This is a genomic window from Falsiroseomonas stagni DSM 19981 (assembly GCF_900114315.1).
Classification (GTDB): domain Bacteria; phylum Pseudomonadota; class Alphaproteobacteria; order Acetobacterales; family Acetobacteraceae; genus Falsiroseomonas; species Falsiroseomonas stagni.
On sequence record NZ_FOSQ01000001.1, the window covers coordinates 440,462 to 466,633 of the forward strand.

Sequence of the window (26,172 nt, forward strand, 5' to 3'; positions counted from 1 at the left end):
GCGCGCCCCGGCCAGACCGCCGCCGCCCCCGGCCTACCCGAACATCGCGGCGACCGTGGCCGTGTCGGGTGCGGGTTGCCAGGTCGGCTTTTTGTCCTTGTCCACCAGTACGGCGCGGACGCCTTCTGCGAAGTCCGGGTGCAGGGTCACGGTCCGGGTCAGGGCGAGTTCCATGGCCAGGCATCCCGCCAGGTCCAGGGTTGCGCCGCGCTTCAGCAGTTCGAGCGTCACGGCCATGCTGGTCGGCGACATGCGGGCCAGGATGGCGGCCTGCGCTGCGGCCCATTCGGTGCCCTCGGCGGCCAGCGCGGCCTGGATGCCGGCCAGGGTCGCGTGGCCGAAGCAGCGGTCGATGGCGGGGCGCTGCGCGGCGATCGGGCCGGGGGGCACGGGTTCGGCCAGGCGTTCCACGGCGCCGGCATCGCCGGCCACCAGGGCGGCGCGTAGTGCGGGCAGGTTTTCCCGCTTCACGAAGTGGGTCGCGAGTCCCGCTTCCACCGCCTCCGCCCCGCGCAGCCGGGCGCCCGTCAGCGCCAGCCACGGCCCGAGCGCGCCGGGCAGCCGGGGCAGTACGAAGCTGGTGCCGACATCGGGGAATAGCGCGATCGCGGTTTCCGGCATCGCCAGCAGCGCGTGCTCGGTCACCACGCGGTGGCTGCCATGGACGGAGACGCCGATGCCGCCCCCCATGCAGACGCCGTCGATCAGGCTGATCCAGGGCTTGCCGAAGCGGGCGATGGCGGCGTTGACGCCGTATTCCCCGGCGAAGAAGGCCTCGATCCCCGCGCTGTCCCGCGCCAGGGCGAGTTCGCGGATGCGTCGCACGTCGCCGCCGGCGCAGAAGGCCTTGCCGCCCGCGCCTTCCAGGATCACCAGCGCCACGTCCCCGTCGTCGCGCAGCGCCGGGATGGCGGCGGCGAAGGCCTCGATCATCGGCAGGTCCAGCGCGTTCAGCGCGCGCGGCCGGTTCATCAGCAGCGTGCCCGCGGCGCCGTCGCGCGCCATGATCACGGTGGCTTCGGCGGTCTCGCCCATCAGGCCCTCCCGGGTGTCGTGTTCCGGGGGCGTTAGGGATTTCGCGCGCGAAGGGCAACCCGGCACGGTGTCCCCGTGCCGGGTTGGCCCGTTTCAGCGGCGGGACATCAGCCCCACAAGCGCGGCGGTGATGGCGGCGCCGAACAGGCCCTTCTTCGCGGATTGGCTGCGCAGCAGGGGCGCCAGCATCGCCGCCCGCATCGCCCCGTCCGAGAGCTGGGACGTCGCGGCCTGGCGGATCCGCAGCGCTTCCTCCGCCACCGGGTCGCGCGGCGGGTGGCGGGCCAGGGCGCCGAGGATCCCCGCCAGCACCAGGTCGCCGCCCGCCACCGCCAGCGCCGCCCAGACCGGGCCGAGGCCCGGCACCAGCGCGGCGAAGGCGGCGATGTGCAGCATCAGCAGCAGCAGCAGGGCGAAGACCGCGGCGCCCGCCCCATAGCCCGCCTGCACGGCGTAGCCGCGGCTGGTGCGGCGCAGATAGAGGCTTTCCGCCTGCCAGGCGGCCTGGGCGAGCCGGAACAGCCGCATCTCTACAGACTCCGCTTAGCGATGCTTGTCCGGGTAGACGTAGGTGTTGCCCCCCATCAGCCGGCCCAGCAGGTAGCCGCCGATCGCCGCCACCGCGATCGTCACCAGCGGGCGTTCGCGGATGGTGTCGGACAGCGCGTAGGCATTCTCCTCGATCGTCTCCTTGGCGCGGCGGCCGTAGTCCTCCACCGTCTCGGCGGCGGAGCCGAGCGCGGGCGTCACGCGCTCCTCCATCAGGCGTTCCACCTGGCTGCGCAGCTTGGCGAGTTCGGCGCGGGCGTCGTCGGCCAGGCGGCTGCCGCTGTCCACGGCGTCGTCGCGCAGGTTGCGCAGGTCGTTGGCGGTCTGGGACATGGTGTGTTCCTTCATCGGGTCTCGGGGTCGGGGCTCGAACGTCGTGACCCGGATCGGGTTCCGGGGATTGTTTCGTCCTCCTGGCGTGACGGTGTGCGCTTCACCCCTTCGATGCGGCGGCCGAAGGCGCTACCTTCCCCGCAACGGAAGCCGGGCGAGGGTGGAATGGCGATGCGACGGCGCATGGGGCTCCTGCTGGCCGGCCTGTTCCTGGCCGTCCTGGTGGCGGGGCCCGCGCGGGCGCAGATGCGCGACCTCACCATCGTTTCCTGGGGCGGCGCCTACCAGGAAGCGCAGCGGGAGGTGTTCTTCCGCCCCTGGATGCAGGCCCGCGGCGCGCGGATGCTGGAGGGCACCTGGGATGGCGGCATCGCCGTGCTGCGGGCCCGCCTGCGCGACGGCAACAACAACTGGGATCTGGTGCAGGTCGAGGCCGATGAATTGCTGCGCGGCTGCGAGGAAGGGCTGTTCGAGCGCATCGACTGGCCGCTGATCGGCGGCACCGACCGCTACATGCCGCAGGCCGTGAACGAATGCGGCGTCGGCGCCGTGATCTATTCCTTCGTCCTGGCCTGGGATCGCGGCCGCCAGGCGCAGCCGCCGCGCGGCTGGGCGGACCTGTTCGACACCGCCCGCATCCCGGGCCGCCGGGCGCTGCGCCGCGGTCCCAAGACGACGCTGGAGATCGCCCTTCTGGCCGACGGCGCCGCTCCCGATGAGGTCTATCGCCTGCTGGCGACGGAAGCGGGCACCGACCGCGCGCTGCGGCGTCTCGATTCCATCAAGGCGGAGCTGCTGTGGTGGGAACGGGGCTCCCAGCCCCCGCAATGGCTGGCCTCGGGTGAGGTCGCGCTGGCCGCCGCCTATAATGGCCGCATCGCCGCGGCGAATGCGCTGGATGGCCGGGACCTCGGCATCCAATGGGCGCAGAACCTGACGACGCTGGACAGCTGGGTGATCATGCGCGGCAGCCCGAACCGGGCGCAGGCGCTGGATTTCCTGGCCTATGCCGGCCAGCCCCAGGTGCAGGCCCGGCTGCCGCCGCTGATCCCCTATGGCGTCACGGCGCGGGAGGCGAATGCCCTGCTGCCGCCCGGCGTCCTGGCCACGCTGCCGACCGCGCCGCCCAATGCCGCGACGGCGCTGCGCATCGACGACCGCTTCTGGCTGGACAACATGGATCGCCTGTCCCGGCGATTCGCCGATTGGCTGGCCCGGTAAAGGCCCCATCTGGGACCCTATCTGCGCCACGAGACCACCAGGGAAAGGAAACCCCCATGGCCATCCTGCAACGCCGCAACCTCCTCGGCCTCGGCGCCGCGCTCGGCTCCACCCTCGGGGCCACCCTCTGGGCCACGCCGCGCAGCGCCCTGGCGCAGGCGGCCCCGGCGCCCACCGGCCCGCACACGCTCGCGCCCCTGCCCTACGCCTTCGACGCGAATGAGGCCGCGATCGATGCCCGGACCATGGAACTGCACTGGCGCTTCCACCATGGCGGCCAGGTCAACAACCTGAACATGGCGATCCGGGAGCATACGGCCCTGCAGGCCCTGCCGCTGGACCAGCTGCTGATGAATCTCGGCCAGGTGCCGGAAGCCGTGCGCACCGCGGTCCGCAACAATGGCGGCGGCCATGCCAACCATTCCATGTTCTGGGGCATCATGGGTGGCCGGGGGGGCGAGCCCACCGGCGAACTCGCCGCCGCCATCGCCCAGGACTTCACCGATTTCGCCACCTTCAGGAACCGCTTCAACGCGGCGGCGAACGGCGTCTTCGGCAGCGGCTGGGCCTTCGTCACCGTGACCCAGGCCGGGCGCCTGGCGATCGTCACCCGGCCCGGCCAGGACAACCCGCTGATGGACGGCCAGCGTGTGCTGATCGGCAATGATGTCTGGGAACACGCCTACTACCTGCGCTACCAGAACCGCCGGGCCGAATACACGGCGAACTGGTGGAACGTCATCGACTGGTCGAAGGTCGCGACGCGCTACGCCGCCGCCAAGGCGGGCACGCTGACGGTGTGACGCCCGCGGGGGGGTGTCAGAAGGGGGAGCGCTGCTCCCCCTTCACCCCCTCGCCAGGGTCGAAGGCGACCCTGGACCGCCGGAACTGCAACCCCCCTCCCGCCGTTGGCCACGAACACCGCAAGGGTTCGTCGTCACCATGGCCGTCCGCCTGAAGAAGCTCTCCGACCAGACCATCGTCATCACCGGCGCCTCCTCCGGCATCGGCCTCGCCACCGCCCGCATGGCCGCCGGCTGCGGCGCCGCGGTGGTGCTGGTGGCGCGCGACGAACCCTCCCTCGCCACCGCCGTGACCGGCATCCGGGAGGCTGGTGGCCGCGCCGAATACAGGGTGGCCGATGTCGCGGACCTCGACGCGATGGAGCGTGTGGCGCGCTTCGCCGTGGAGAAATTCGGCGGTATCGACACCTGGGTGAACGATGCCGGCGCCAGCATCTACGGCACGCAGGAACAGACGCCGATCGAGGATCAGCGCCGCCTGTTCGACACCAACTACTGGGGCGTGGTGCATGGAAGCCTGGTCGCCGCGCGGCGCCTGAAATCCCGCGGCGGCGCCATCATCAATGTCGGCTCCGTCCTGTCGGACCGTGCCATCGCCTACCAGGGCACCTATTCCGCCACCAAGCACGCGGTGAAGGGCTTCACCGATGCGCTGCGGATGGAATTGCGGGCGGAAGGCGCGCCGATCAGCGTCACGCTGGTGAAACCGGCGGCCATCGACAGCCTCTTCGCCGAACACGCCCGCAACCTGCTGGGCTCCCCGGGCCTGGCCGTGCCGCCGCCGACCTATGATCCGAAGGTCGTGGCCCGCGCCATCCTCTTCGCCGCTACCACGCCGCGGCGCGACCTCTATGTCGGTGGCGGCGGGCTGATGGTCTCCGTCCTCGGCACGCTGTTCCCGCGCGCGACGGATGCGCTGATGGCTAAGGGCGCGCGCGCCGCGCAGACCAGCCTTCATGCCGGCCGGCCCGGCCGCCGCGACAATCTGGCGGAGGGCCGCCCGGGCGGGGAGGAACGGTCCAGCCTGCCCGGCCCGGCGGCGCGCCAGACCAGCCTGGTGCTGGAAGCGCAGATGCATCCGGTGGCGACGCTGGCCCTCCTCGCCGGCGGCGTGGCGCTGGTCGCCGGCGCGTTCGCCGCGCGCCGCAGCGGCCATGGCCGCCTGGCGACCTTCGCGATGGACCACCTGCCGCGCGGCATGGCGCGCGACCTGCCGCGCCGGCTGGCCGGCTATCGGCCCGACCATCTCCCCGGGCTGCGCGACATCCCGGGCTACGCGTCCCTGCCCAGCCGCCGGGACCTGCCCGGCCTGCCCAGGGCCCGCGACCTGCCGGGCTACCGCTATCTGCCCGATGCGCGAGACCTGCCGGGCCGGGCGACCTTCAACCGCCTGCTGGACCTGCTGCCCGACCCCGCCCGGGTCGGCGCCGAACTCGTCCGCCGCGCCCGCCGCAGCGGCCTGTTCTGACGCGATCGGCCCCGGCGGTCAGCCGCCGGGGCCTCGCGGCGAAGCCGCGGCGATAGGATCGTCTGGCGAAGCCGCGGCGATAGGATCGTCTGGCGAAGCCGCGGCGATAGGATCGTCTGGCGAAGCCGCGGTGATACGATTGTTCGGCGCAGCCGCGGCGACACGATCGCCTGGCGCAGCCGCGATGATGTCCTTCGGCGCGTCTGCACCAAGCGGATGCGCCTTGCGCCGCCGCAGCCGCCCGCTCCAGGCGCGCGTGAACTCCGCCCCCAGCAGGAAGACCTGTGCGGAGTAGTAGACCCAGAGCAGCACGACCACGAGCGCGCCCGCCGCCCCGTATCGCGCCGCGATGCCGCTGCCCCCGATATACCAGCCGATCGCCGCCTTCCCGATGCCGAACAGCAGTGCGGTTCCCAGCGCCCCCACCGCCACGTCCCGCCAGCGCAGCCGCCGGTCCGGCAGGATCTTGTAGATCGCCGCGAAAAGCATCGCCGTCAGCAGGTAGGAGACCAGCAGGTTCGCCCCCTGCAGCAGGGGCATCAGCTCCGGCGCCAGCCGTTCGGTCCATTTCCACAGCGCCGCGATGATCGTGGAAGCGATCAGCGAGACCAACAGAAGAAAGCCCGTGGTCGCGACCAGGCCGATCGACAGCAGCCGGGCCCGCACCAGGGTGGAGATGGTCACCGGCGGCGGCGGCGCCTTCCAGATCGCGTTCAGCGCGGATTGCAGCTCCGCGAAGACGCCCGACGCGGTGATGAGGAGCACCGCCAGGCTGATCAGCGCCGGGACGCCCGACGCGCCCGCGCCATCCCCGTCCACGCCCTCCATGATGGCTTCCACCGCCGCCGCGCCTTCGCGGCCGACCAGCGCGCGCAGCTGTTCCGCCACCGCGGCGCTGACCATTTCCTCCCCGAAGGCGAAGCCGGCGATGGCGACCGCCACCACCAGCAGCGGCGCGATGGAGAACATGGTGTAGCAGGCGATGGCGGCGCCCCGCGTCATCGCCTCGTCCTCGATGAAGCCCTCCACCGTCTCCTTGATGATCGACCAGGCGCGTCTCGGCATCGCAGCATCCCATTCCCGCGCATCCCGCAACGGCCCGGCCGGCACGGGGTTGCCATCCCCCGGCTTGGCAAGCGCGGCCGGGCATCGTAGGGGCGGGCGACAGACCGGGAGTGACCACGGCATGGCCGACATCGAGATCGACATCGGGGGCGAGATCTTCCACGCCTTCTACGAGGAGAAGGACGCGCCGAAGACGGTCGCCCGCTTCCGCGAGCTGCTGCCCTTCAGCGACCGCATCATCCATGTCCGCTGGTCCGGCGAGGCCTGCTGGATCCCGATGGGCGAACGCGACCTCTCCATCGGGTATGAGAACGCGACCAGCCACCCGGCCCCCGGCCAGATCATCGTCTATCCCGGTGGCCTGCCGACCAGCGTGAGCGAGACGGAGATCCTCCTCGCCTACGGCGCCGTCGCCTTCGCCTCCAAGGCCGGGCCGCTGGCGGGCAACCATTTCCTCACGATCCGGGAAGGCCTGGATCGCCTCTACAAGATCGGGCGTTCGGTCCTCTGGGACGGCAACAAGCCCATCACCTTCAGGAAGGCAGGCTGACCATGGCACTGGGCATGACCGACATCACCGAGGGCACGGGGACCATGGCGGTCTCCGGCAAGCAGGTGACCGTGCACTACACCGGCTGGCTGTTCGATCCGAAGGCGCCGGAGAACAAGGGCAGGAAGTTCGACAGCTCCCGCGACCGCGGCGACCCCTTCGGCTTCCCGCTTGGCGCCGGCCATGTGATCCAGGGCTGGGACCGTGGCGTGGCCGGCATGCGCGTGGGCGGCCATCGCCGCCTGACCATCCCGCCGGAGTTCGGCTATGGCGCGCGCGGCGCCGGCGGCGTGATCCCGCCGAACGCCACGCTGGTGTTTGACGTGGAACTGCTGGCCGTCGGCTGAGGGCCCGCAGGGGGGCGCCGCCCCCCTGCACCCCCCGCCAGGGTCCAGCGGGACCCTGGACCGCGTCAAATTGACGATGGTCCAGGGGGCTCTGCCCCCCAAATCTTCCACAGGGGGCGGATGGGGGCTGGGGAAGGCAGCGCCTTCCCCAGGGTCACCCGCACCAATCCCCTTGCCCTCCGCGCCCCACTCGCGATACACGCCGCCCCAGCATCAGGAGTTGGGCCGACGCCCAACGCCAACCTGCCTTCCCGGGCAAGGTGGCGCCCCCGCAAGGGGGGATGCGGCCTCACCGGCAACCAATCGGGCAGCGCCGCCGTCGGTTTGACCTCCTGGATCATGGAGGACGGCATGCTGGACAGCGCGGGGACGCCCCCGGATCTCACCCTTCTTCTCGGCCCGCATGATGCGGCGGAATTCGTCGCATTCTGCGAATGGCGGGACCGCCTCGGGCGATGTTCACCCTCCCTCCTCTATGTCGTGGTGCATCGCCGCGGCGGGGAGAGTTGGACCCAGGCCATCCGCATCCTGCCCGATCGCCGCCCAGGCCACCTGACCATCCATGTGGAGCGCATCCGGGACGGCGACGAACGCGCCGCGCTGCGCGCCTGGCTGCTGGCGGCCGCGGCGGGCATGAAGCGGTAGCGCGCCTCGCATTCCGCAAGGCATGGCGCTTGCCCTCCGCGTCCCGCCGGCCCGCCTGACGCGGGCCGTGGGAACTCATCATGCCCAGGCCGCGCCGATCCCGATCATCCGCCTCCGCCGGCATCGCCCTGATCCTGGCGGCACGCCACGGCATGGGCGGCATGCCGCCCCTGCCGGCGCAACCCATCGGCGGCCGGCCGATGCTCCACCATGTGCTGGAGGTCGCCGCCGCCGTCTTCGACCGGGCGATCCTGGTGATCGGCCCGGAAATGGCGGACATGCCGCCGGCGGCGTCGCCCCATCGCACCCTGGTGCAGCGCGACCGCCGCGGCTCCGCCCATGCCGCGCTGCAGGCGGCACCCCTGCTGGCCGGCTTCCAGGGCGATGCGGCGGTGATCCGCGGCGACCTGCCCGCGCTGTCCGTCGCCACCCTCCAATCCCTCCGCGACGCGCGGGCTGATGGCGCGCACCTGGCCCTGCTGGCCTTCCGCCCGACCTGCCCCACGGCGCTCGCCCGCGTCGTCGCCTGCCCCGATACCGGCCTGGTGGAACGCGTGGTCCCCTGGGCGGAGGCCACGGCGGCGGAGCGCGCCATCGGGCTCTGCGATGCCGGCGTCCTCTGCGCCCGCAGCGTGGACCTGGTGCGCTGGCTGCGCGCCGTGCGCCCGGCCGATGCGCGGGGCGAACTGCGCCTGACCGACATCGTCGCGGTGGCGCGAAATGAAGGCCGCCAGGTCGTCGCCATCGAGGGCCCGGCCGCGGAACTCACGCCCCTCGACACGCCGGAGGCGCTGATCGAGGCCGCCGCGCTGGACCGCCTCTCCCGCCACCTGAAGGCCGCCTGATCCTTCATTGACACCACGGGGCCGCCTGCGATCCTGACCGCAAAAGCGGAGGATCGGGTCCATGCATCGCCGGACATTGCTTGCAGCCGGGGCCTTGCTGCCCCTGGCCATCCCCGCCCTGGCGCAGGGGCGGCCCGTGCGCCTCGTCGTCCCCGCCGCGCCGGGCGGCGCCATCGATGTCATCGGCCGCCTCTACGCCCAGCGCCTCGCGGTACGCTCCGGCCAGAACTGGGTCATCGAGAACCGCGCCGGCGGCAACAACACCATCGGCGCGGCGGAGGTCGCCCGCAGCGCGCCGGATGCCCAGACCTTCCTGGTGAATGCCGACATCCACCTGATGGGCACGCGGGTCGTCCGCAACCTCTCCTACGACCCTGTCGCCGACTTCACGCCCATCGCGCGCCTGGCCACCGCGCCGCTGCTGGTCGTCGGCCATCCCGAGCAATCCCGTGCGCGGACCATGCAGGAGCTGGCGGCGGCAATGCGGCGCGACCCGCGCCACTACACCTTCTCCACCTCCGGCGCCGGTTCCATGGCCCATCTGGCGGCGGAAGGGCTGAAGCGCGCGGTCGGCGCGGATGACGCGGTGGTGGCGCATTACCGGGGCACGGCGCCGGCCATCAACGATGTCGTCGCTGGCAATGTCGCGCTGATGGTCGCACCCCTGCTTTCCGCCCAGCCCCTGGTCCAGGCCGGGCGGCTGCGCGCCTTCGCGCTGATCGGCGCGCCCGCCCGCAGCGCCGCCATGCCCGATGTGCCGACCATCGCGGAGGCCGGCGTCACCGGCATCGACTTCCTGCTGTGGTACGCCGTCTGGGGGCCGAAGGGCCTGCCCGCCGCGGCGGCGGAGGCGCTGGCCCGCCAGCTCAACGAGATCGGCCAGGAAGCCGAGATCGCCCGCCGCCTGTTGGAGATGGGCGCGGACGCCTTCACCACCGACACGCCCGCCGCCTTCGCCGCCTTCATCGCGCAGGAGAACGTCAAGAACGGCCGGATCGCGGACCTCGCGGGCATCCAGCCGGAATGACCGGCCTGCCCATCCTGATCGCCGGCGGCGGCATCGGCGGCCTCGCCACCGCCCTCGGCCTCGCCCGCCAGGGATTTTCGTCAGTCGTCCTCGAAAAGGCGGCGGCGATGGGGGAGGTGGGGGCGGGCATCCAGCTCGGCCCCAACGCCTTCCATGCTTTCGACTGGCTCGGCGTCGGCGATACGGCGCGCGCCATGGCGATCTATGTCGACCGGCTGCGGCTGATGGATGCGCTGACGGCGGAGGAGATCTGCCACATCGACCTCGGCGAGGATTTTCGCCAGTGCTTCGGCAATCCCTACGCCGTCATCCACCGTGGCGACCTGCATGGTGTTTTCCTGCAGGGATGCCGAGGCAACGATTCCGTCACGCTGCGGACCTCGGCGGAGGTGGTGGCGTATGAGCAGGACAGCGCAGGCGTCACCGCGATCCTTGCCAGCGGCGAACGCCTGCGCGGCCGCGCGCTGATCGGCGCCGATGGCCTCTGGTCAAAGGTGCGGCGGCAGCTGGTGGGCGATGGCGCGCCGCGCGTCTCCGGCCACACCACCTATCGCAGCGTGATCCCGACGGAACAGATGCCCGAGGAACTGCGCTGGAACGCCGCGACACTCTGGGCCGGCCCGAAATGCCACATCGTCCATTACCCCTTGCAGGGCTGGAAGACCTTCAACCTGGTCGTCACCTACCACAATGACGCGCCGGAGCCCGTCGCCGGCAAGCCGGTGGAGGCCGAGGAAGTCTTCCGCGGCTTCACCCATGTGCATCCGATGGCGCAGCAGATCATCCGCCAGGGCCGGGACTGGAAGCTCTGGGTGCTGTGCGACCGCGATCCGATCGAGCAATGGGTCGATGGCCGCGTCGCCCTCCTCGGCGATGCCGCGCATCCCATGATGCAGTACATGGCGCAGGGCGCCTGCATGGCGATGGAGGATGCGGTCTGCCTGGCGCAGACCCTCGCCGCCCACCAGGGCGACATCGAAGCGGCGCTGCCCGCCTATCGCGATGCCCGCGCGCTGCGCACCGCCCGCGTGCAGCTGCAATCCCGCGCCATCGGCGACCATGTCTACCACCCCGCCGGCGCCCATGCCGCGCTGCGCAACGCCATCATGGCCGCGAAGTCGCAGGCGGAATGGCGCAGCACCCTCGCCTGGCTCTATGGCGGCACCGGCCCCTTCACGCAGGACACAGCAGCATGAGTTCGGACGCCGTCGCCCACGCCATCCGCGAACTGGTCATCGCCAACCGCATCCTGGCGAGGGAGGATGTGATCGACGATTTCGGCCATGTCAGCCTGCGCCATCCTGAACGACCGGATCGCTACTTCCTCTCCCGCAGCCGCAGCCCCGTCGCCGTCACCAGCGACGACATCATGGAATTCGAGCTGGACGGCACGCCCATCGCGCAGAATGGCCGCCGCATCTATTCGGAACGCGCCATCCATTCCGCCATCTTCATGGCACGCCCCGAGGTGCGTGCCGTGATCCACCACCACGCCCGCCCCGTCATCCCCTTCACCGTCACGAAGCTCCCCCTCAAGCCCGTCTTCCACATGGGCAGCGTGATGGGCGCGGAGGTGCCGATGTGGGACAGCCAGGACGAATTCGGCGATACCAACATGCTGGTGGATGACCTGCCGCGCGGCCATTCGCTCGCCCGCGCGCTCGGCCAGAACCGCAGCGTGCTGCTCGCGCGCCATGGCGCCTGCAATGTGGGCGTGAGCCTGCGCGCCGCCGTCTTCACCGCCGTCTACATGAAGGACAATGCGGCGATGGTGCTGGCCAGCCTGCCCTTCGGCCCCGTGACCTACCTGACGCCGGGCGAGGTCGAGAAGACCGCCACCATGCTGCTCTCCGACATGCCCCTGGCCCGTGCCTGGGACTACTGGATCACGCGCGCAGGCTTCGGGGGGGTTTGAGCGGCTCCGCCAGGCCAGGGATGGGGGCTGGGGTTGCCGTCGCGCCTTCGATCAGCGCCGCCAGCTCCGCCTCCGGCACCGCGCGGCCATAGAGGTAGCCCTGCGCTTCCGTGCAGCCTTCCGCGCGCAGCAGCGCGGCCTGCACGGCGTTCTCCACCCCCTCCGCGTTGCAGCGCAGCCCCAGCGCGTGGGTGATGCCGATCATCGCCCGCACGATGGCGACGGCCTGCGGATCATGCGCCAGGGTCGCCACGAAGCTGCGGTCGATCTTGATCTTGTCGAAGCGGAATTTGTGGAGGTAGCCGAGCGACGAATAGCCGGTGCCGAAATCATCCATCGCGACCGACACGCCCATCTCCTGCAGCGACTGCAGGGTGGCCAGCGTGCGTTCGGTATCCGTCAGCAGCACGCCTTCCGTGATCTCGATCTCCAGCCGCGCCGCCGGCAGCCCCGTCTCCTCCAGCGCCAGGCGCACGGCGCGCAGGAAGTCAGGCGCCTGGAACTGGTTGGCGGAGATGTTGACCGCCATCCGCAGCCCCGGCCAGCGCATGGCCACCGTGCAGGCTTCCTTCAGCACCCATTCGCCGATCCGGCTCAGCAGCCCGATCTCCTCCGCCAGCGGGATGAAGCGGTCGGGCATCACGCGCCCGCGCACCGGATGGTCCCAGCGCAGCAGCGCCTCCAGCCCGATGACGCGGCCGGAGGAGAGGTTGACCTGCGGCTGGTAGTGCAGGTGCAGCTGGCCCGTCGCCAGCGCCTCCCGCAGATCATGTTCCAGCGCGCGGCGTTCGCGCAGCGCCTGGTTCATCTCGGCCGAGAAGAAGCGGAAGCCGTTCCGCCCTTCCGCCTTCACGCGGTACAGCGCGGTATCGGCATCCTGCAGCAGCTGTTCCGCGGGGCTTTCCACCGACAGGGCGATGCCGATGCTGGTGCCGATCAGCGCCTGGTTGCCGTTCAGGTCGAAGGGCTGCGACAGGACCGTCACCAGCCGCGCCGCCAGCGCCTCCGCCGCCTTGGGCTGTTCGGCGGTGCGCTGGATGATGGCGAATTCATCGCCGCCGAGCCGCGCCAGCGTGTCGCTTTCCCGCATCGCCGCCGTGATCCGGCGCGCGACCTGGCGCAGCAATTCATCGCCCGCCGCGTGGCCCAGCGTGTCGTTCACTTCCTTGAAGCGGTCGAGGTCCAGCGCCAGCACGGCGAAATGTCCGCCATAGCGCTTCAGCCCCGCCGCCGTCTGTTCCAGCCGGTCATGGAACAGCCGCCGGTTGGGCAGTCCCGTAAGCTGGTCATGCGTCGCCAGATGCGTGATGCGGCTGGTGGCGCGCCGCAGCATCCGCAGCGGCAACAGCCGCAGCGCCACATAGGAGGCCCCCGCCAGGAACAGCGACGCCAGCGTGACCCAGACCGATTCCACCAGCAGGTGCAGCGCGGAATGCTCGATCTCCACCACCCCCACGGGATGGCCGCTTTCGAAGACCGGGGCGGAGACGCCGTGCCGCGGCGTGGGGATGTCCGCCGGGATTTCCGCCAGCACCTCGCCCCGCGAATCCCGAACCCGCATGGCGGCGCCGGCCGCGGGGGTCGCGGTCTCCAGCGCCGCGCGCAGCCGCGCTTCCTGGAAGCGCCACAGATCGGGGTCGCGGCTGGCGATCTGGGAGACGGAGTAGGCGATCACCCGCGCCTCCGCCCGCATCGCCGTATCTTCCTCCGCCAGCGATGCCCAGACATGCATCAGGGGCAGCGCGACGGCCACCAGCATGGCGATGCAGGCCGCGAAGCCCGTCACCAGCCGCACCAGCGCGGCATCCCCCGCGGGGGCATCGTGCCGCGCCGTCCCCGCGGTTGGGCGCTGCCGCTCCGCGGTTGTGCTCATGCGCCGGACGCCGGCACGGGTTCATAGCCGTGCTGCCGCAGCACGGCGCGCGCCGGGGGCGATGCCAGGAAGGCCAGGAAGGAGGCCACGGCCGCGCCCGGCTCCGCCCGCGTCACCATCACCAGCGCGCGGGACAGGCGATAGCGCCCCGCCGCCAGCGCCTCCGCGGTCGGGGCCACGCCATCCAGCGGCAGCAGCTTCACGCGCCGCCCTTCCGTGATGGCCTGGCCCACGGAGATCACGCCGAAGGATCCCGGGATGCGCTCCAGCAGTTCCGCATTCTCCTGGTCCGTCCCCGCCGTCGCCAGGCCCGGCCGGGCATGGGCGCGGTCCACCGCCTGCGCGATCTCCGGCGACAGGCTGGCCAGCAGGATCCAGTCGCCCTCCGCGCGGTCGCGGCGGATCAGCCGCAGCGGCCCGCCACCGGGCCAGCTCATCATCTCGCCCGACAGCGCATCGACGACCTGGGCGAGGGTGATGCCCTCCACCGGCGTCGCCGCATGGGTGGCGAAGGCCAGCGGGTTGGTGGCGAAGGTCGTTGCCACCAGCCCCTGCGCCTGTTCCGCCGCCGTCAGCGGCCGGCCCGACAGCGCGATGTCGATCCGCCCGGCCCGCAGCGCGGCCAGCCCGCCGGCGCTGCCCAGGCTGTTCAGCACGATGGCCGGCCCGCCCAGGCCGAGCCGCGTCTGTTCATCCAGCAGCCGCTGCACGATGGCGATCGCCATGCCGGTGCCGCCGAAGGTCAGCCCCTCGGCCCGTGCCGCGCCGCGGGGGATGCAGGCCGGCAGGGTCGCGAGCAGCAGGGCACGCCGTCCCATGCGGAACGGCGTCACCGGGGCGTGGCGGAATTCCGGGTTGTCGGGCGCGCGGATCATGCCCCCACCATGCGACCGCAGCGGTGAAGGGAGGGCTAATCCATCGCCGCATCAGCCCCCCTCCCGCGGGCGAAGGCCCGCATAAGGCCCCGCGGGCGAAGGCCCGCATAAGGCCCCGCGGGCGAAGGCCCGCATCAGCGTGCGGCGAACCAGTCCTCGAACCGCAGGAAGCCTTGCACGGCCCCCGCCACCATCGCCTGCCGCCGCGCCGGCTCCGCGCCGCAGGCCTCGATCGCCGTGCAGCAATCGCGCCACATCGCGCCATGCCGTGCGCCATGGCCCAGCAGGAAGTGCCGCCCCGCCACCGCCTCTCCCAGCAGCGGGTCGAGCGCGCGCGCCAGGTGCAGCCCGCCCAGCGTCGAACCCTCAGACACGTAGATCCAGCCCATCGCCGCCGCGGCGCAGGGGATCGGCGGGATCGGCGCGGGCAGGGGAGGGGACGTATCGCCCAGCGCGGCCCGATCCGCCGCCAGCAGGGGCGAACGCCGCCGCGCCGCCAGGTCGATCCCCCAGGCCGCCACGCCGGACCCCAACCCCGATGCCAGCGCCGCCTCCAGCGCCTGGTGGAAGCCGTGCAGCCGCGCCAGCAGCGCCCTGTACTCGTCGCGGCTGATCGCGCCCCCGGCCAGCCGCGCGAAGGCCGCCACGCCATGCAGCCTTTCATGGACGGCCCCTGTCGCCGCCCGCAGCGCATCGCGCGCGCTGCCGCCGGGCAGCGGGCTCAGAGACCGCTTGAGAATACCGGACGGGTCGGCTCCGCGGGTCTTTTCCGCCGCTGCGGCGTCCGCTTCCTGGCCGCGACGAAAAATCCCCTGCGGATCCTCAGCCGCCGGCATTCTCAAACGGTCTCTCACCCCTGATCGTCGCCCGCGCGCTTGCCGGGCTGGCCGGCATGGCGGATCAGCGCTTCCAGCACCGCCGCCGTGCGCGCGACGGAAGCGCGGACGCTTTCCAGCTGTTCCGGCATATGCGCGACATCGACGCCATCGGTGATCTCGAGCGCGGCGAGTTGCGCATTCTCCACCACCGAGGCGAGGATGGCGCGGAAGGCCAGGTCCGCCTGCCGGTCCAGCCGCCCGGCGCGGGACCGCGATCCCTCCTCGATCCCCTGCTGGAAGCGCCGGCGCGCGGCTTCCGCCGCCTTGCGTTCCGCCAGGTCGTTGAACAGGAAGACGTAGCCCAGCACGCGGTCCGGGGAGGAGAAGACGGGATCGGCCCGCACCAGCAGCGGCCGCCCCGCGCCCATGCCATCCGCCAGCCGCGCCTCCCCCCGCCAGGAACGGCGGTTCTCCAGCACGTCGCGCAGCCGGCGGCCGATCTCGGTCGGGTCGGCGAAGAAGGGCAGGAGCTGGTCGATGCGCCGCGGCGCGGCGCCGCGCACGCCGGGCAGCAGCGCGTCGAAGGCATCGTTGCGCAGGTCGATGGTGCCCTCCGCGTCGCAGATCACCACGGCCTGCGGCGAATTGCCGACCTGCCGGCGGATCTGGGAGAGCTGGTCCTCCGCGATCAGCATGCGGACGGAGCGGAACTGCAGCACCACGTCGCCGACCGTGTCGCCCACCATCCGCGCCGTCGCCAGGTCCTTCGGCGTCCAGGGCTCCGCCCGCCCCTCCACCACCTCTTGCCACTTGGCGAAGGATCGGCGCGGCGACAGGTCCCGCGGGTCGGCGCCCACCTCCACCGGCTTGGTCGGGTCGCCGCCCCAGGTCACGGTGCGCACCTGCTCCGGCCGGAACCAGATGATGTATTCGCCGGGGGTCGAGGAGATCGGCGCCGCAAGCACGCCGCACGCCACCGGCGTCAGCCCCGCCAGCGCCGGGGCCTCCAGCCCCAGGCTCGCCGTGCCGATCACCGTGCCGATCCCGGCTCGGCGCGGCTGCTCGTCCAGCCATTGCCCGATCTCGCGCAGCCCGGCGGTGGAGGGCACGTCCCCCATCGTCTGGGTCTGGCCCTCGAACAGCAGCGCGGCCCCCGTGGCATTGAGGGGGGCGAGCAGCGTATTCGGGTTGTCGAACAGCGCGCTCCGCCAGTCCCCGTCGCGGGAGATCGCCTCGATCATCCGCTGTTCCAGCCGGCGGACGGAGAGTTCCGACTGCGCCAGCACGAAGCTTTCCAGCGCGGCGATGCGCGTGCCCACGGCTTCCGCCAGCAGCTCCATCACGGCGCGCAGCGCGAAGGGCGCGCGGCGCGGGCTGTCATGGTGGCAGGAGATCAGGCCCCAGAGCCGCCCGCCCACCATGACGGAGGCCACCAGCGTCGCCCCCACCCCCATGTTCTTGAGGTACTGGATATGCATCGGCGACGTGCTGCGCAGGACGCAGAGCGACATGTCGAGGTCGCGGCCGGTCAGCGGCGACAGCCGCGGCTCCAGCGGCGACGGCGCGTAATGCACATCCGCCACCACCCGCACGCGGTTGCGGATGTAGAGCCGGCGCGCGACCTGCGGGATGTCGCTGTCGGGATAGCGGTTGCCGAGATAGGGCTCGAGCGAGGGGTCGCGTTCCTCCGCGAAGACCTCTCCGTGGTGGTCCTCGTCGAAGCGATAGACCATGACGCGGTCATAGCCCGTCAGGCCGCGGACGATCCGCGCCACCTCGTCGCAGAGCGGCCGCAGCGCGTAGCTGGCCAGGATGGCCTGCATCGCGGGCTCGATCCGCCCGGCGAAATTCTCCTCCGGCCCCGCGCGTTCCAGCTCCACGATCAGGCCGCCGCCGGCCGGGCGATGCGCCATGCCGTCCAGCACCATCCCGTCCAGCCGCGCGCGGAAGGCGCCCGGCACCTCATCCAGCTTGTCGGCCAGTAGCGGCGCCAGGGCGCGCGCGATGCGGGCATCCACCTGGGTCAGCCGCCGGCCCTGGAGCGGCGCCTCCACCCCGAGGAAGGCCGCCGCATTGGCGCTGGCCTGCAGGATGGTCAGGTCCGGCTCCCGCAGCGCCAGCAGTGCCCCATGCGGCTGGATGGAGGCCGCGAGGTGGATCGGCTCCCGCTCGCAATTGGAGAGGTCGGCCCCGCCGAAGGCGGGGTCCTGCGTGCCGGCGTCGTCGCTTCGCCCGCTCATCACGCGTGACCGTCCGGGGACCCCTCTCGATCCTCGCTGAGGCCATAGCGTTCGAGCTTGGCGTAGAGGCTCTGCCGGCTGAGCCCCAGGGCATCCGCCGCGGCGGTGCGGTTGTTGCCGGCCAGCCGCAGCGCGCGTTCGATGCAGGCGCGCTCCACCAGCGCCGCCGTGCTGCGCACCATGGCGGGCAGCGGCACCCGCCCCACGTCGTTGGCAAGCGCGCCGAGTGCCGCGCGCAGTGCCGCGGCCTCACCCGATGCCAGCATGCGCCGGCCGATGTCGCGGATGACGAAGCCCATCATGCGGGGCGCATCCGCCGGCGCATCGCGGCCCCCACTGGCCCCCCCCTGGCGGATGGCGGCGCCGGAGACCTCGACCTCCGTCTCCGTCCCCAGGCTGCCTGTCAGGGTCGCGGGCAGCAGCCTGACCTCCCCGTGCTGGGCGACGGTCTGCATCAGCACGCCCGCATCCATGCCCGGCTGCGCCAGCCAGCGGTCCAGCTTCTCCCCGATGACGGAGGCTTCCGACCCCGCCTGCGCCAGGTCCAGGAAGGCGCGGTTGGCGCGGCGCACGGTGCCGGCCGGGTCGATCACCACGAAGCCGTCGGGCATCTCCTCCAGCAGCGCGTCGCCGCGCAGCGGCACGCCGCGGGGCGCCTTGCCCTCGGCCAGGGGCAGGCCATGGGCGGTGGCGGGGGTCAGCTGGATCAGGAAGACGGGCCCGGGATTGCGCGCCATCAGGGAAGCGCGCAGCAGCCAGGGCGTCGCCTCCGCCCCCAGATGCATCATGACACCCGGCGCGCGGCCCTGTTCGCGGGCGCGCATCAGCACGTCGCGGAAGGCCGGGCGGTCCTTGGTCGCGACCTCGTCGGCGAAGTTCCAGCCCGGCGCCAGGCCGAGTTCGCGGATCGCGGCGGGATTGGCCTCGACGATGCGCAGCGTGGACGCGGCGATCACCAGCACCGCTTCGGAGGAGGCGTCGAACAGCAGGCGGGACCGGGTCTCGATCTCCCGCAGCTTCCAGTAATCCTGTTCGCGTGCCTGCTGCGCGGCCACCAGGCGGGTCTGGAGTTCCGCGACCGCCTGCAGGTTCTTGCCGACCGCGATCAGCCCCGCCTGCCCGCCCAGCCGCACCGTCGTGTATTCGACCGGCAGTTCGAGGCCCGAGGGAAAGCGCTGCGTGACCTGGAGATAGGCGGAGACGCCCGAGGCGCGCGCATCCTCCACCATCCGCCGGACCTGGAGGCTGCCGACCCCGCCCACCGTATCCATCCAGGGACGCCCGAACCATTCCGACACGGGTTCGCCCCGCATCGTCTCCGACAGGGCGGCATCACGGATCACGCCCTCCCAATCCAGGGTCAGCGTGATATCGGGTTGGATGACGGCAACGCGGGTCATGGGGAGGGTGGGTCCAATTTTCGGCCCAACCGCGCGGCAGAACCTGGAAGGCAGAGCCTGGCGGCGGACCTGCGTCGTCGTCGCAGCACTGGCGAAAACGCTTGATACTGTGTGGGACTTTACGCGGCCTACGTCAATGCAAGATGACGATTGGTTGTAGAGGCAATCCGAAGGCAATTCGCCAATTCCGGCGGCTGGCCGCCAAAGTAGTGTCAGGCTGACTTGACACTTGGCGTCCTTCCCACGACTTTTCGCCCCATGCGCGGACCGAACCAACGGATCGTGGGCATCATCGGCGCCGGCATCGGCGGCCTGGCCGCGGCCATCACCCTTGCCGCCGCCGGGCGCCCGGTGGTGGTGGTGGAACGTGGCGCCGTGCCGGGCGGCAAGGTTGCCGCTGCGCGGGTTGGCGGCCTGGCGGTGGATGCCGGCCCCGGCGCCCTCAGCCTGCGGCCGGTGTTCGACCAGCTGTTCGCCGCGGCAGATACCACGCTCGACCAGCAGTTGCATTTGACGCGTCTGCCTCTCCTCGGCCGCCATGTCTGGCCCGATGGCCGGATGCTCGACCTGCCCGCCGACTCCGCCGCGGCCGAACAGGCCATCGGCGCCTTCGCCGGCCCCGCCGCCGCCCGCGGCTACCGGGACTTCATGGCCCGCGCCGCGAAATGCTGGGCGGCACTCGAAAAGCCCTTCCTGACGGTGCAGCGGCCGGGCGCGCTCGCCCTGGGCGCCCAGGCCGGGATGCGGGGCCTGCTCGGCACCTCCCCCTTCGGCACGCTCTGGGATGCGCTGGGGGAGCATTTCGCCGATCCGCGCCTCCGCCAGGTCTTCTCCCGCCTCTCCACCTATGTCGGGACCTCCCCCTTCGTCGCCCCCGCCACCCTCATGCTCGTCGCCCAGGTGGAGGCCGGTGGCCTCTGGGCGATCGAGGGGGGCATGGCCCGCCTGCCGGAAGCCCTGGCCCGCGTGGCGGCGGCGAAGGGCGTGCAGTTCCGCCTCGGCGCCGATGTCGCCGGCCTGCGCGTCTCGGCCGGCCGCATCGCCGGCGTGACGCTGCGCGATGGCGAAGCGATCGACTTCGACCAGGTGATCCTGAACGCCGATCCCGCGACCCTCGCCGCCGGCTATTTCGGCGCCGCCGCCGCCAGGGCCGTGCCGCCGATGCCGCCCGCGAAGCGCAGCTTCTCCGGCATCGGCTGGGCCATGGCCGGCCGGGCGGAGGGGCTGGACCTGCCCCGCCTTACCGTCTTCCACGCCCCGGATGCGGCAGCGGAACTCGCCGCCCTGACCTATCGCGGCCGGATGCCCGACCAGCCCTCCGTCACCCTCTGGGCACAGGGCCGCCACGGCGTGCAGCCGGCGCCCGGCGGCGCGGAGGGCCTGCTGGCGTTGGTCAGCGCCCCCGCCCGCGCCGACAGCCGCCGCCTGGACCAGGCCGCGCTGGCCGCGGCGGAACAGGCCGCCTTCGGCGCCATGGCGCGCGCCGGCCTGACGATCACGCGCGACGCGACGGCGGTGATGACGCCCGACGATTACGAGGCCCTGTCCCCCGGCACCGGCGGCGCCCTGTTCGGCCCGGCCGTGCAGGGCTGGCAGGCGATCTTCAGCCGCCCGGCGGCGCGCACCGCCCTGCCGGGCCTGTTCCTGGCCGGCGGCGCGACCCATCCCGGCGCGGGGCTCGCCATGGCGGCGATATCGGGGCGGCTGGCGGCAGAGGCGGCGATGGCGGAGCGGATCTGATGGACGGCATGACCCACAACACCCCCGCGACCCTTGGCCGAGGCTGGGAATTCGACCGCCCCGTCCCCGCCCGCGGCTATCGCTGGTGGTACATCGACGCCCTCAGCGACGATGGCCTGCACGGCATCACCATCATCGCCTTCATCGGCACCGTCTTCTCCCCCTGGTACGCGCTGGCGCGGCGCGGTGGCGGCGGCGATCCGGAGAACCACAACTGCATGCATGTCGCGCTCTACGGCTCCCCCAGCCGCTGGGCGATGACGGACCGCCGCCGCGGCGCCCTCTCCCGCGATGCCAATACGCTGCGCATCGGCCCGAGCAGCGCCCATTGGGACGGCACGGCGCTCACGGTGGAGATCGAGGAACGCACCGCCCCCATCCCCGGAAAACTCCGCGGCCGCGTGGTTGTGCGCCCCGACGCCGTCTCCACCCGCGCCTTCCAGCTCGACAGCGACGGCCGGCACCACTGGCACCCCATCGCCGCGCGGTCGCGGGTCGAGGTCACGCTGACCGACCCGGCGCTGGCCTGGTCCGGCCCGGCCTATTTCGACAGCAACTGGGGCAGCGCGCCGCTGGAGCAGGACTTTTTCGGCTGGGATTGGTGCCGGGCGCCGCTGCCGGACGCCACCGCCATCCTCTACAACGCGCAGCGCCGGGACGGCACCAGCCAGTCCCTGGCGCTGCGCGTGGCCAGCGACGGCAGCGTCACGGACGTGCCGCTCTCGCCGGAAGTCGAACTGCCCAAGACCCTGTGGCGCATCGCCCGGCCGACGCGGGCGGAGGGCGGGCAGGCCCGCGTGGTGCGCACCCTGGTGGACGCGCCCTTCTATTCCCGGTCGGAGATCCGCACGCGGCTGCTGGGGCGGGAAGCGACGGCGGTGCATGAAAGCCTCTCGCTGGACCGCTTCGCCAGCCCGGCCATGTACGCGATGCTGCCCTTCCGGGTGCCCCGGCCGCTGCGGTGAGGCCGCTCATGCGAATTCCATCGATTCTGTATCTCAGATGAGATGCACTCCACGCGTCGCTGGCAGAGGAGGTGGCAATGGGCACCAGGATGCTGCACGTCCGCGTGGAGGATGACGTCAAGGAACGGGCTTCCATCGCGCTGGAGCAGATGGGGCTGACCATGTCGGAAGCGGTGCGGGTCTTTCCGTACCGTGTCGCGGCCGACCAGAAGCTGCCCTCCGCGCTGGAGGTCCCCAACGCCCGGACCCGCGCCGCGATGGAAGAAGCGCGCGCCCTGAGCGCCCGCTTCGAGACGCCGGCCGACCTGTTCGATGACCTCGACGGCGCCAGGCGGTAAGCGCCCGACCCTGCCGCGCGCCGCCGACTGCACGGGTGAGTTCCGCAAGGACTGGGAGCGCCTGACGCGATCCGGCCGCTACGACATGGGCCGGCTCAAGGCCGTGATGATGCATCTCATCGCGAGTGAAGGACCGCTGCCGCCGGAACGGCGGGACCATGCGCTGACCGGCGATTTCCATGACCACCGGGAGTGCCACATCGGTGGCGACTTCCTGCCGATCCATCGCCTGGCCGACGCCGGCAAGCGGCCGAGCGTGGTCTTCGTGCGCGCCGGCACGCATTCCGGGCTTTTCGGTCGATAGCGTCGCGCCTCACCGCTCCAGCACGAATTCCACCCGGCGGTTCAGCGCCCGCGCCGCGGCATCGTCGCTGCCGTCCGGCCTGGTGTTCGGCGCCACAGGGTCATGCTCGCCCCGGCCTTCCACCACCACCGCCGGCATCGCATCCCCCGCCCGCTGTTCCAGCCAGTGCTGCACGGCGCGTGCCCGGCGCAGCGACAGATCCTGGTTCGCCTGGGCGTCGCCCACGCTGTCGGTGTGGCCGATGATGCGAAGCCGTGCCGGCCGCAGCTCCCGCACCAGCGTCACCACCTGGCCGAGCCCCTCCGCCGCCTCCGCCCGCAACTGGTCGGCGCCGAAGGGGAACAGCACGTCGCCGGACAGGTTCAGCGCCACGCCCTGCGCCGTCTCCCGCCGCGCCACGCCGGGCCGCGTCGGCGCGACGGGGGTGGGCGATGCCGCGACCTGCTCCACCCGGATCTGCCGGCCTTCCTGCGCGATGCGCGGCGCCGCGCCTTCCGCCGCCTGGGACCAGGTGAGGTCCAGCGTCTCCCCGCGCAGGCTCACCCGGGCGCCCGGCGCCAGCTCCGCCCGGATGGTGCTGGTATTGCCCTGCACCTCCAGGCTGCGGCAGCCGCCGGTGAAGGTCAGGGCGTTGCGTTCCCCCCGCACCGTCACGTCCCGCCCGGTGCAATCCAGCGTCTGCCGCTGGGCATTGCCCTCGACGATCAGGGGGCCAAGCCCCTGGCCGAGGGCCGGCAGCGCCAGCATGGCCAGGGCACCGATCATCAGGGGACGCATCGTCATGGCGGGGTATCTCCTCATCACCCCGCCAACGCCGCCGCGCTGCCGATGACGCTCCCCGCGCGCGGGAAGTTCATCCCCCGCGCGCAGCGCCGTTCAGACCGCGCGTGCAGCGCCGTTCAGAAGCGCAGCGTCAGGTTCGCCCGCGCCCCCAGGCTCTGCGCCCCATCGGCGAACTGCCCGTTGAAGGTCACGCCCAGCGCCAGCGCCGAATTCAGCGCGGCGGAGACGCTGGCCTCCGCCACCGCCGCATCCTTCGCGATGGGCGTCCCCGCCACCGTGAAGGGGCCGGACCCCGCCAGCCGCACATCGGCGGTCGGCGTCACATCCCCCCAGGCGTGGCGCCAGCCCAGCATCCCGGCGAGCCCCAGCGTCGTCTCCCCCAGCTGCGTCCCCGTGGCGGCGCGGAGCCCGAGCGTGCCGTAGTTCACGCCCGCATTGCCGCGCGCCGCGGTCAGCGCGGCGGTGCCGCCGCGCTCCGTGAAGCCATCCTCCCGCACATCGGCCCGCGCCAGCCCCGCAAAGGGCTCGATCGCGCCGGCGCCCAGGTCGATGCGCCAGCCCATCTCGCCAAACACCTGGGTGGTCTGGGCATTGGTGCGGCCGGTCAGGCCATCGGCGAAGCCCGCGAAGGCCGGGCTGCGGCGGGTGGAGACCTCGCTCCACCCCTGCGTCGCGCCCAGCCGCAGGCCGAGCGGACCCCATTGCCGCCCGCCATAGAGGCCGATGGTCGTCGTCTCCGCCGATCCCTTGGCGGCGCGCGCCCCGGATTCGAAGCCGGCATCGCCGTAGCCGGCCAGAAGGCCGATGCGCCAGCCATCGAAGGCGGGCATGTCCGCGCCCACCACCAGGCCGCCGCTGTCATGCGACAGGGTGGCGGCATTGCCATCCCCGGCACTCCGCCCCCAGGCGCCATAGCCCTGCGACCAGAAGGTGAGGCCCGGCGCGTTGCCCGCCACCGTTTCCGTCCCCCCGCCGCCGATGCCACCCAGCGAGACCCGCACGCGATCCAGCGCCGCCTGGCGGGTGAAGCGCGTCTCCTCCAGCATCGCGCCGCGGATGGCGGCGTGGATCTCGCCCGAGAGGCTGTCATAGGCCACGCGCGCGGCCGCATCGCTCTGCTGCGCGGCGATCGTGGTGCGCAGCGCGCTGCTGGCCGGCAGCGCCTGCATCGCATCCGCCACGGCCTGCTGGTTGCGCGTCCCCGCCGCGGCGCCGAAGCCGCGGGACTGCGCCGGCACCAGCGTGACGCCATTGGCGCCGTAGGTCGCGTAGAGCTGGTAGAAGGTCGAGAGTTCGGGATCGCCGGTCACGACATAGGTGCCGGTCACGCCGCCCGTCGCGCTCAGCACGGTGTAGACGGTGTCGAGCGAGACGGCCCCGCCGCCGGCGCGCACCAGCTGCAGGATGGCGCCCGGCTGGATCGTGGCGGTGCCGTTCACGACCAGGCGGTCGGCGGTCACGCCCGGCACCACCTCCGCCACCAGGATCGCGCCCGTGGCCTGGGTGTAGTTGCCCGTGACGGTCAGCGTGCCCGGGCTGTTGCCCGGGGATACGGTGCCCCCGGCCTGCACCGCCAGGTTGGCGACGGTGCCGGAACCGCCGAGCGTGCCGCCATTGCCGACCGTCACCGTGCTGCCCGCCGCGCCGAGCGTGCTGTTGACGATCAGCCGGCCGCCCGTGACGTTGATGGCGCCGTTGTAGCTGCCGCCATCGCCCGAATAGATCGTGGTGCCCGCCTGGTGCCGGATCTGCCCGCCACTGCCGAAGATCCGCTGGTCGAAGGCGTAGGCGGTGCCGGTATGGTTGAACAGCAGCGTGGCATTGCCGGCGCCGAAGAAGATGCCGTTGGCGGCGCTGATCGTGCCGGGCGCCTGCGCGGCCTCACCCGATGCGCCGCCGATCGCCAGCACGCCGCGGCTGCCGCTGTTGGTCGCGATGTCGATGATGTTGGCGGCGCCGAGATGGCCGCCATTGCGCACGGCCAGCTGGCCGTCGCCGTTGAAGCCCACGCGGAAATTGCCGTTGAAGCCGGTGCGCCGCAGGCTTTCGTAGCGCGATCCCTCCCCGGTGATGACCATCTCGCCGAAGGAACCCGTGTCGGTGCCGACCGCGCCGGTATAGGCGGTGACGACGGCGCCATCGGCAATCGTCAGCCGCCCGAAGCCGACATTCCCGTTGCCGTTGCCGCCGACATAGACGTTCAGCGCGTTCTGCAGCGTCGTGCCGCGGCCGGTGACGGTCGCATTGGCCCAGGTCGCGCCGGCGCCGCCGATATAGGTCGCGTCCGCGATCACCCCGGCGCCGTTGGAGATGACCAGCGTGCCCTCATTCGGCTGCAGCCAGCCCGCCGCATCGCCCCAGCCCGCCGGCATGGTCACGGTGCGCGTGCCGATATCGACCGTCGTGCCCGGCCCGGTGATGGTCAGCAGGCCCTGGGCGCCGAGGGTGACCGAGCCTTCGAAGGTGGTCAGCCGCGCGCCATCCCGCACCGTCAGCGACCCCGCGCCGCCGAAGCCGATATCGATGCTGCTGGTGCTGGCCCAGCTGGTCCCGGTGCCGGAGACGGTGACGCTGCCCGACCCGCTGCCGCTGCCGATCGTGGTCGTCGAACTCAACGCCAGGCTGCCCCCGCCGGAGACGCCGAGCGTCCGCCCCCCGGTCACGGTCACGGTGGAGGCATTGGCCGAACCGCCACTGATCACCGGATCCGCCGGCGGCGTCCCGCCGATGGTCACCGCATCGGCGGTGGTCGGCACGGCGCTGGTCCAGTTGCCCGGTGCGAACCAGTTGGTGCCGAGGCTGCCGGTCCAGCTCTGCTGCGCCAGGGCCGGCGCCAATACGCCCATGGCCGTCAGCGCCGTGCTAGACAGAAAAAGCCATGTGGTCAGGGAGCGCCGCCGCAATGCAGGCGCAGCCGGCCGTGACCGTCCTTCCTTTCCGGGAAGGAATTCCGCCGCCGAATTAAACAACATGTTTCTCGTTTCCAACGCGTGACTGAGCGATGACACCGGGGGCAAGGCATTTTTTCTGCGC

General features: G+C 72.1%; 26 protein-coding genes and 1 riboswitch. Of the genes, 15 read left to right on the top strand and 11 right to left on the bottom strand.

The genetic code is table 11. The features are described 5' to 3' along the window. Positions 1 to 33 precede the first annotated feature (33 nt). From BM041_RS02105 to BM041_RS02115, 3 genes are all read right to left on the bottom strand, one after another. A complete protein-coding gene (locus BM041_RS02105) occupies positions 34 to 1,035 on the bottom strand; it encodes an enoyl-CoA hydratase/isomerase family protein (RefSeq protein WP_092954793.1) in 1,002 nt (333 codons plus the stop codon). Between the two features lie 93 nt (positions 1,036 to 1,128). Beyond that, positions 1,129 to 1,563, bottom strand: a complete 435-nt coding sequence (locus tag BM041_RS02110) for a hypothetical protein (RefSeq protein WP_092954796.1) — start codon at positions 1,561 to 1,563, stop codon at positions 1,129 to 1,131. Between the two features lie 15 nt (positions 1,564 to 1,578). Next, on the bottom strand, positions 1,579 to 1,917 hold the full coding sequence (locus BM041_RS02115) for a DUF883 family protein (protein WP_139225933.1): 339 nt from the start codon (positions 1,915 to 1,917) through the stop codon (positions 1,579 to 1,581). A 183-nt stretch (positions 1,918 to 2,100) separates the two neighbouring features. On the opposite strand from BM041_RS02115, the gene BM041_RS02120 reads away from it, so the two are divergent. The 3 genes from BM041_RS02120 to BM041_RS02130 all read left to right on the top strand — a co-directional run bounded on the left by BM041_RS02120 (position 2,101) and on the right by BM041_RS02130 (position 5,409). Then, a complete protein-coding gene (locus BM041_RS02120) occupies positions 2,101 to 3,138 on the top strand; it encodes an ABC transporter substrate-binding protein (protein ID WP_245761887.1) in 1,038 nt (345 codons plus the stop codon). Positions 3,139 to 3,194: 56 nt separating this feature from the next. Continuing rightward, the gene (locus BM041_RS02125) at positions 3,195 to 3,941 is read left to right on the top strand and encodes a superoxide dismutase (protein WP_092954805.1); all 747 of its coding nucleotides are present in this window, start codon (positions 3,195 to 3,197) and stop codon (positions 3,939 to 3,941) included. Positions 3,942 to 4,080: 139 nt separating this feature from the next. Beyond that, the gene (locus tag BM041_RS02130) at positions 4,081 to 5,409 is read left to right on the top strand and encodes an SDR family oxidoreductase (RefSeq protein ID WP_217648589.1); all 1,329 of its coding nucleotides are present in this window, start codon (positions 4,081 to 4,083) and stop codon (positions 5,407 to 5,409) included. An 18-nt stretch (positions 5,410 to 5,427) separates the two neighbouring features. On the opposite strand, the gene BM041_RS02135 is transcribed toward BM041_RS02130, so the two are convergent. Next, positions 5,428 to 6,474 carry a YihY/virulence factor BrkB family protein gene (locus BM041_RS02135; protein WP_092957352.1) on the bottom strand — a complete coding sequence of 349 codons (1,047 nt, stop codon included), beginning with the start codon at positions 6,472 to 6,474 and terminating at the stop codon, positions 5,428 to 5,430. 121 nt (positions 6,475 to 6,595) lie between these two features. Between BM041_RS02135 and BM041_RS02140 the strand changes: the two genes are divergently transcribed. From BM041_RS02140 to BM041_RS02170, 7 genes are all read left to right on the top strand, one after another. Then, the gene (locus tag BM041_RS02140) at positions 6,596 to 7,024 is read left to right on the top strand and encodes a DUF3830 family protein (RefSeq protein ID WP_092954808.1); all 429 of its coding nucleotides are present in this window, start codon (positions 6,596 to 6,598) and stop codon (positions 7,022 to 7,024) included. A gap of 14 nt (positions 7,025 to 7,038) precedes the next feature. Beyond that, a complete protein-coding gene (locus BM041_RS02145; protein ID WP_245761888.1) occupies positions 7,039 to 7,371 on the top strand; it encodes an FKBP-type peptidyl-prolyl cis-trans isomerase in 333 nt (110 codons plus the stop codon). A 205-nt stretch (positions 7,372 to 7,576) separates the two neighbouring features. Then, positions 7,577 to 7,684: riboswitch (SAM-I-IV-variant riboswitch) on the top strand. Between the two features lie 38 nt (positions 7,685 to 7,722). Next, complete coding sequence (locus tag BM041_RS02150; RefSeq protein WP_217648590.1) at positions 7,723 to 8,016, top strand: hypothetical protein; 294 nt, start codon at positions 7,723 to 7,725, stop codon at positions 8,014 to 8,016. Positions 8,017 to 8,096: 80 nt separating this feature from the next. Then, positions 8,097 to 8,861, top strand: a complete 765-nt coding sequence (locus BM041_RS02155; protein WP_092954816.1) for an NTP transferase domain-containing protein — start codon at positions 8,097 to 8,099, stop codon at positions 8,859 to 8,861. Positions 8,862 to 8,922: 61 nt separating this feature from the next. Beyond that, positions 8,923 to 9,888, top strand: a complete 966-nt coding sequence (locus BM041_RS02160) for a Bug family tripartite tricarboxylate transporter substrate binding protein (RefSeq protein ID WP_092954819.1) — start codon at positions 8,923 to 8,925, stop codon at positions 9,886 to 9,888. Next, positions 9,885 to 11,084, top strand: a complete 1,200-nt coding sequence (locus BM041_RS02165) for a 3-hydroxybenzoate 6-monooxygenase (protein ID WP_092954822.1) — start codon at positions 9,885 to 9,887, stop codon at positions 11,082 to 11,084. Before BM041_RS02160 ends, BM041_RS02165 begins: the two co-directional genes overlap by 4 nt. Beyond that, on the top strand, positions 11,081 to 11,803 hold the full coding sequence (locus BM041_RS02170) for a class II aldolase/adducin family protein (RefSeq protein ID WP_092954825.1): 723 nt from the start codon (positions 11,081 to 11,083) through the stop codon (positions 11,801 to 11,803). Before BM041_RS02165 ends, BM041_RS02170 begins: the two co-directional genes overlap by 4 nt. Here BM041_RS02170 and BM041_RS02175 read toward each other — a convergent pair. From BM041_RS02175 to ppsR, 5 genes are all read right to left on the bottom strand, one after another. Continuing rightward, on the bottom strand, positions 11,775 to 13,676 hold the full coding sequence (locus BM041_RS02175; protein ID WP_092954828.1) for a putative bifunctional diguanylate cyclase/phosphodiesterase: 1,902 nt from the start codon (positions 13,674 to 13,676) through the stop codon (positions 11,775 to 11,777). The genes BM041_RS02170 and BM041_RS02175 overlap by 29 nt on opposite strands. After that, positions 13,673 to 14,551, bottom strand: a complete 879-nt coding sequence (locus BM041_RS02180) for a substrate-binding domain-containing protein (RefSeq protein ID WP_092954831.1) — start codon at positions 14,549 to 14,551, stop codon at positions 13,673 to 13,675. Before BM041_RS02180 ends, BM041_RS02175 begins: the two co-directional genes overlap by 4 nt. A 134-nt stretch (positions 14,552 to 14,685) precedes the next feature. Further along, entirely contained in the window at positions 14,686 to 15,387 is a 702-nt protein-coding gene (locus BM041_RS02185) for a biliverdin-producing heme oxygenase (protein ID WP_092954834.1), read from the bottom strand. Positions 15,388 to 15,401: 14 nt separating this feature from the next. Further along, complete coding sequence (locus tag BM041_RS02190) at positions 15,402 to 17,609, bottom strand: GAF domain-containing protein (RefSeq protein WP_092954837.1); 2,208 nt, start codon at positions 17,607 to 17,609, stop codon at positions 15,402 to 15,404. Next, complete coding sequence (ppsR, locus tag BM041_RS02195) at positions 17,609 to 19,009, bottom strand: transcriptional regulator PpsR (protein ID WP_092954840.1); 1,401 nt, start codon at positions 19,007 to 19,009, stop codon at positions 17,609 to 17,611. Before ppsR ends, BM041_RS02190 begins: the two co-directional genes overlap by 1 nt. 258 nt (positions 19,010 to 19,267) lie before the next feature. Between ppsR and BM041_RS02200 the strand changes: the two genes are divergently transcribed. The 4 genes from BM041_RS02200 to BM041_RS02215 all read left to right on the top strand — a co-directional run bounded on the left by BM041_RS02200 (position 19,268) and on the right by BM041_RS02215 (position 22,356). Continuing rightward, complete coding sequence (locus BM041_RS02200) at positions 19,268 to 20,749, top strand: phytoene desaturase family protein (RefSeq protein WP_092954843.1); 1,482 nt, start codon at positions 19,268 to 19,270, stop codon at positions 20,747 to 20,749. Beyond that, a complete protein-coding gene (locus tag BM041_RS02205; protein WP_245761889.1) occupies positions 20,749 to 21,714 on the top strand; it encodes a carotenoid 1,2-hydratase in 966 nt (321 codons plus the stop codon). Before BM041_RS02200 ends, BM041_RS02205 begins: the two co-directional genes overlap by 1 nt. A gap of 77 nt (positions 21,715 to 21,791) precedes the next feature. After that, positions 21,792 to 22,052 (top strand): type II toxin-antitoxin system RelB/DinJ family antitoxin, encoded by a 261-nt coding sequence (locus BM041_RS02210; RefSeq protein WP_245761890.1) that lies wholly within the window; start codon positions 21,792 to 21,794, stop codon positions 22,050 to 22,052. Further along, complete coding sequence (locus BM041_RS02215) at positions 22,027 to 22,356, top strand: type II toxin-antitoxin system YafQ family toxin (protein WP_092954846.1); 330 nt, start codon at positions 22,027 to 22,029, stop codon at positions 22,354 to 22,356. The genes BM041_RS02210 and BM041_RS02215 overlap by 26 nt, the downstream gene beginning before the upstream one ends. Positions 22,357 to 22,365: 9 nt before the next feature. Here the strand turns inward: BM041_RS02215 and BM041_RS02220 are convergent, their stop codons facing one another. Together BM041_RS02220 and BM041_RS02225 are read right to left on the bottom strand one after the other, a co-directional pair. Next, entirely contained in the window at positions 22,366 to 23,139 is a 774-nt protein-coding gene (locus BM041_RS02220; protein ID WP_175533672.1) for an OmpA family protein, read from the bottom strand. A 116-nt stretch (positions 23,140 to 23,255) separates the two neighbouring features. Then, the gene (locus tag BM041_RS02225) at positions 23,256 to 25,985 is read right to left on the bottom strand and encodes an autotransporter outer membrane beta-barrel domain-containing protein (protein WP_175533673.1); all 2,730 of its coding nucleotides are present in this window, start codon (positions 25,983 to 25,985) and stop codon (positions 23,256 to 23,258) included. Here BM041_RS02225 and BM041_RS30915 point away from each other — a divergent pair. Continuing rightward, positions 25,984 to 26,133 (top strand): hypothetical protein, encoded by a 150-nt coding sequence (locus tag BM041_RS30915; protein WP_217648592.1) that lies wholly within the window; start codon positions 25,984 to 25,986, stop codon positions 26,131 to 26,133. The two genes, BM041_RS02225 and BM041_RS30915, sit on opposite strands and share 2 nt — an antisense overlap. The last annotated feature ends 39 nt before the right edge of the window (positions 26,134 to 26,172 follow it).

Excerpts from the sequence above, each read along its gene's own strand:
- BM041_RS02205 (WP_245761889.1), top strand. The coding sequence starts at position 20,749 with ATGGACGGCATGACCCACAACACCCCCGCGACCCTTGGCCGAGGCTGG.
- BM041_RS02110 (WP_092954796.1), bottom strand. The coding sequence starts at position 1,563 with ATGCGGCTGTTCCGGCTCGCCCAGGCCGCCTGGCAGGCGGAAAGCCTC.
- BM041_RS02145 (WP_245761888.1), top strand. The coding sequence starts at position 7,039 with ATGACCGACATCACCGAGGGCACGGGGACCATGGCGGTCTCCGGCAAG.
- BM041_RS30915 (WP_217648592.1), top strand. The coding sequence starts at position 25,984 with ATGGCCGTCAGCGCCGTGCTAGACAGAAAAAGCCATGTGGTCAGGGAG.
- BM041_RS02140 (WP_092954808.1), top strand. The coding sequence starts at position 6,596 with ATGGCCGACATCGAGATCGACATCGGGGGCGAGATCTTCCACGCCTTC.
- BM041_RS02200 (WP_092954843.1), top strand. The coding sequence starts at position 19,268 with ATGCGCGGACCGAACCAACGGATCGTGGGCATCATCGGCGCCGGCATC.
- BM041_RS02225 (WP_175533673.1), bottom strand. The coding sequence starts at position 25,985 with ATGGGCGTATTGGCGCCGGCCCTGGCGCAGCAGAGCTGGACCGGCAGC.
- BM041_RS02190 (WP_092954837.1), bottom strand. The coding sequence starts at position 17,609 with ATGAGCGGGCGAAGCGACGACGCCGGCACGCAGGACCCCGCCTTCGGC.
- BM041_RS02175 (WP_092954828.1), bottom strand. The coding sequence starts at position 13,676 with ATGAGCACAACCGCGGAGCGGCAGCGCCCAACCGCGGGGACGGCGCGG.
- BM041_RS02215 (WP_092954846.1), top strand. The coding sequence starts at position 22,027 with ATGACCTCGACGGCGCCAGGCGGTAAGCGCCCGACCCTGCCGCGCGCC.
- BM041_RS02155 (WP_092954816.1), top strand. The coding sequence starts at position 8,097 with ATGCCCAGGCCGCGCCGATCCCGATCATCCGCCTCCGCCGGCATCGCC.
- BM041_RS02170 (WP_092954825.1), top strand. The coding sequence starts at position 11,081 with ATGAGTTCGGACGCCGTCGCCCACGCCATCCGCGAACTGGTCATCGCC.
- BM041_RS02185 (WP_092954834.1), bottom strand. The coding sequence starts at position 15,387 with ATGCCGGCGGCTGAGGATCCGCAGGGGATTTTTCGTCGCGGCCAGGAA.
- BM041_RS02125 (WP_092954805.1), top strand. The coding sequence starts at position 3,195 with ATGGCCATCCTGCAACGCCGCAACCTCCTCGGCCTCGGCGCCGCGCTC.
- ppsR (WP_092954840.1), bottom strand. The coding sequence starts at position 19,009 with ATGACCCGCGTTGCCGTCATCCAACCCGATATCACGCTGACCCTGGAT.
- BM041_RS02105 (WP_092954793.1), bottom strand. The coding sequence starts at position 1,035 with ATGGGCGAGACCGCCGAAGCCACCGTGATCATGGCGCGCGACGGCGCC.
- BM041_RS02130 (WP_217648589.1), top strand. The coding sequence starts at position 4,081 with ATGGCCGTCCGCCTGAAGAAGCTCTCCGACCAGACCATCGTCATCACC.
- BM041_RS02210 (WP_245761890.1), top strand. The coding sequence starts at position 21,792 with ATGGGCACCAGGATGCTGCACGTCCGCGTGGAGGATGACGTCAAGGAA.
- BM041_RS02180 (WP_092954831.1), bottom strand. The coding sequence starts at position 14,551 with ATGATCCGCGCGCCCGACAACCCGGAATTCCGCCACGCCCCGGTGACG.
- BM041_RS02115 (WP_139225933.1), bottom strand. The coding sequence starts at position 1,917 with ATGTCCCAGACCGCCAACGACCTGCGCAACCTGCGCGACGACGCCGTG.
- BM041_RS02160 (WP_092954819.1), top strand. The coding sequence starts at position 8,923 with ATGCATCGCCGGACATTGCTTGCAGCCGGGGCCTTGCTGCCCCTGGCC.
- BM041_RS02135 (WP_092957352.1), bottom strand. The coding sequence starts at position 6,474 with ATGCCGAGACGCGCCTGGTCGATCATCAAGGAGACGGTGGAGGGCTTC.
- BM041_RS02165 (WP_092954822.1), top strand. The coding sequence starts at position 9,885 with ATGACCGGCCTGCCCATCCTGATCGCCGGCGGCGGCATCGGCGGCCTC.
- BM041_RS02150 (WP_217648590.1), top strand. The coding sequence starts at position 7,723 with ATGCTGGACAGCGCGGGGACGCCCCCGGATCTCACCCTTCTTCTCGGC.
- BM041_RS02120 (WP_245761887.1), top strand. The coding sequence starts at position 2,101 with ATGGGGCTCCTGCTGGCCGGCCTGTTCCTGGCCGTCCTGGTGGCGGGG.
- BM041_RS02220 (WP_175533672.1), bottom strand. The coding sequence starts at position 23,139 with ATGACGATGCGTCCCCTGATGATCGGTGCCCTGGCCATGCTGGCGCTG.